We start from the raw sequence: 3,435 nt of genomic DNA on the forward strand, positions 1-3,435 counted from the left end.
CGAGCCCGCCACTCGGTAGGGGCTTCCAGCCATCCCTCACCGTTGAGATGGATCTCGGGGAACTGCGCGAACTTCTGTGCCCGCGTGCCGGCCACCTCTCGGTAGTAGATCGGCGCTGGCACCTCGGGGCTCGCCTGGGAGTTGCGCACGAAAATGCCCACGGCCACCGGCGTCTGAATGGCAAAGACCCCATGACCGGGGGGAGGGTTCAACCCCTCAGGAGTGACGTTGATGATCCATCCGGTCGAACAGGTGCGGCGCAGATACTCTCGCATCCCCGCGAAGCCAGGACCGGTGAGATACCCGGTCGCGGTCACGAAGCAGACCACACCCTGGTCCGCTCCGTCGAGCTTGCGCTGCGCGGTGGATTCGAACGCCTTCCACAGCGCCCAACGCCAGAAGTAGACGTAGAGGTTGTTCAGGTGGCGCTCGTTGCGCCCGTTGCCTCGGCTCCTGAATGCGTCTAGGGGAGCCCGTCCCGTCGCCGGATCGACACCGTTCTCGATCCACCCCCCACGCCCACCGGCCTTGTCCTTGTATGGCGGGTTGCCGATGACGACCTGGATGTTCTCATCCCTCTTGACCCGGTTGGCCTCGATCCGTTGCTGAGCGATCAGACCAGCGTTCCAGGACAGACCCTCATCGGCTGCTGTGGCGGCTGAGTCCTCCAGGGTGTCGGCTACGAACAAGCGCAGACCGTTCGCAGGAACCTGGGCCCCAGCCTCCTTCACGGCCTGGGAGATACGCAGTTCAGCCACCGAGAAAGGCCCGGACTGCAGCTCGATGCCGTAGAGGCGGCCCACCATGGAAGCGACAGCCTCTCCTGCTGCCGCTGTCCCGTACTCCGCTGCCGCATCGGCCCCAACGCGCCGCAACACCGACAGAGGGTAGGTCCCGGTTCCCATAGCGGGATCGATGACAGACGTCGCGCTGTCCCGCAGACCGCGCGGACGGCCCAGGTGCTCCCGGACGGCCTCGTCTGCCCAACCCACCATGGCGTCCACGAGCTCGACGGGGGTGTAGTAGGAGCCCGAAGCCTGCTTCAGCGCAGGGTCGTAGCTGCTCAGGAAGTGCTCGTACAGGTGCAGGTAGACATCCGAACGACCACTGCCTAGGTCGTCCCAGTTCACTGCGGAGAGCGTGCGCGTGATGGTCTCCACGGCGGTCTGGACCGGCGTTGAACGGATGGGCTGAGCCACCAACGACAGGGAGCGTCCCATCACGCCATAACGCCCGGTCAGGGAATCGGCCACCTCGGAGAGCGGGAGCCCGCCCACGTCGACCCCTTCCGAGACCGCCAGGACAAGAGCGAAGACCACCGTCTGAGCCAGACCGTCAGCGAACTGGTCCTCATCAGCACCGGGAGACAGGACCCGACGCCACTCCTTGTGCAACGAACTCAGAGGCTGGGCAAGCGCCGAGGCGCCGGCCCGGACAGCTCTGCGCTCATCGCGCATCACGTCGAGGACCTCTTCCCGCAGAAGACGGGTCAGCGGAGCAAGAACATCCACCAGTTTGGAGACCGAAGTGATCGGTGCCGGCTCCCACAGCACGAAGTCAGTGAGCATCCGTTCCAGCTCGGCCTGGAACGTCACGGAAGAGCCGCGCATGGTGCGCAGATCGGCCACATGCAAGCTGCGCGGGTCGCCCACCAGTTTGCCGTACCTCCACAGCCGCCACTCGGTGCCGTTGGTGTGGAGGAGGTTGGGCAGCTCCTTCAGTCGCTGCCACTGCCGGCCGTTGTGGGTACGTGGCTTGTAGGTCGCCGGGTCAAGAGATACCCCCGGTGCCTTCAGCTCAATATGCCCGGTCAGCACACCGTCGACGCGCACCCCGAAGTCCGGACGGACGGCCTCGCCCTCGTCCCCGACCACGGTGACCTCACTGTGGGCTACAACTCGGCGCCCTACCAGCTCCCCCACACCGCGCATCAGAGCAGCCACGGGTGCTGAGAGCGCCGCCTCTGCCTGCCCTGGACCACGCAGGTTCTCCCGCGCTGACACCGCGTAGGCGTTGACCAACTCGGGAAAACTCATCAAGCGTCCTTTCAAGAGCGGGAGCAGGGGCGTCGCCTTGCTCATAGATCGGAGGGTACTTCTTTTCTCGCACCCCGGGACAGCGAGGTGTACAGCGTCTGCCGGCTCACCCCGAACGCGCGCGCCACCTCCGCCTTCGGGATCCCCATCTCGATCATCACGCGCGCCTGCTCCACGTCGGTGTCCGAGAGCTTCGGGACCTGGACGTACTTGCCGCGGGCCTTGGCTAGGGCGATGCCCTCGGCCTGGCGCTCCTTGATCCGCCGGCGCTCGAACTCAGCGAACGCCGCCAGGATGCCCAACATCAGCCCGTCCACCGGGGAGGTGCCGGACTTGTCCACGGTGATCCGCTCGGACACGAACTGCACCGCGCATCCCTTGTCGGTGAGCTCGTCCACGATCGCGTACAGGTCCCGGGTGTCCCGGCCGAGCCGATCCATCGAGGCGACCTTCACCAGATCCCCCTCACGCACATACCTCATCAGCTCAGCCAGCCCCGTGCGCTTGGCGCGGGAGCTGCCGGAGATCTTGTCCTCGAAGATGCGGTCGCACTCCCCCACCGCCTCGAGCTGACGATCCAGGTTCTGCTCGGCCGAACTGACCCGCACATAGGCCACTGTCTGTCCAACCACGTCTTAGACCCTCCGACACTTCTGTCTAACGACCCGGTTTGGGACCGTCTCTGACGTGATGGTCTCGTGGGCGGCCGGGGTGTGAACAGCTTCGCTCTGTGTCGTCCTTCAAGCTTCTCTCCCTGTCGTCCCGCGTCACGAAGCGGACCGGTTCTCGAGGTGCGGAAGATCGTCGGTGCGGGCATGGGGTGGTGGGTGCATACTGGTGGTGTCTTCGGACCCGGCAGTGGGGCTTGCCGGACCCAACCTCGACACTCGTCGACAACAGTCCCTATCTCAGCTGGTTGCGCTTCTGTGCGCCTGAGGTAGGGAGATGTCATGGTCGAGTCGAACACTGCCGGTGTTGTCGTGGTCGGTGTGCAGTCCGGGCAGGGGCACGACGTCGTCGGTGTCGCGGCTGCCGTCGCTGAACGCTTCAGCGCCCGCCTGGTGTGTGTGGTCGTCGATCCGGCGCTGCTGTCAGCGGGGGTGCGTGCGGACGGGTCGGAGATCATCGAACCGATCGACCCGGACACGGCGGACAGCGACCCGCAGCAGCTCCCCGACGAAGACATGCGGGTCATCAGAGATCTTGCTGCGGCGCGATCGGTCGACGTGGACTTCGTCTCCCGCGTCGGGGACCCGAGTCACGCACTCGCTGCGGTGGCTGAGGAACGTGACGCGGTGATGATCGTCGTCGGATCCCAGGCTGGCCGACGCCGGATAGCGGAACTGCTCACCGGGTCCGTCGCCGCGCACCTGACGCATCAGCAGCACCGGCCGATACG

The 3,435-nt window shown here is 65.8% G+C and carries 3 protein-coding genes; 1 reads left to right on the forward strand and 2 read right to left on the reverse strand.

Annotation, left to right across the window (positions count from 1 at the left end):
- Positions 1-2,081, reverse strand: a 2,081-nt coding sequence (locus ACUJ8O_RS11395) for an N-6 DNA methylase (RefSeq protein ID WP_445373393.1), incomplete at its 3' end; no start/stop codon positions are given.
- Positions 2,078-2,668 (reverse strand): recombinase family protein, encoded by a 591-nt coding sequence (locus ACUJ8O_RS11400; protein WP_445373394.1) that lies wholly within the window; start codon positions 2,666-2,668, stop codon positions 2,078-2,080. The genes ACUJ8O_RS11395 and ACUJ8O_RS11400, both read right to left, overlap by 4 nt.
- Before the next feature lie 318 nt (positions 2,669-2,986).
- On the opposite strand from ACUJ8O_RS11400, the gene ACUJ8O_RS11405 reads away from it, so the two are divergent.
- A partial coding sequence (locus ACUJ8O_RS11405; protein WP_445373395.1) for a universal stress protein occupies positions 2,987-3,435 on the forward strand: 449 nt, incomplete at its 3' end.

This window comes from Micrococcus sp. EWR3.9.1 (assembly GCF_052615555.1).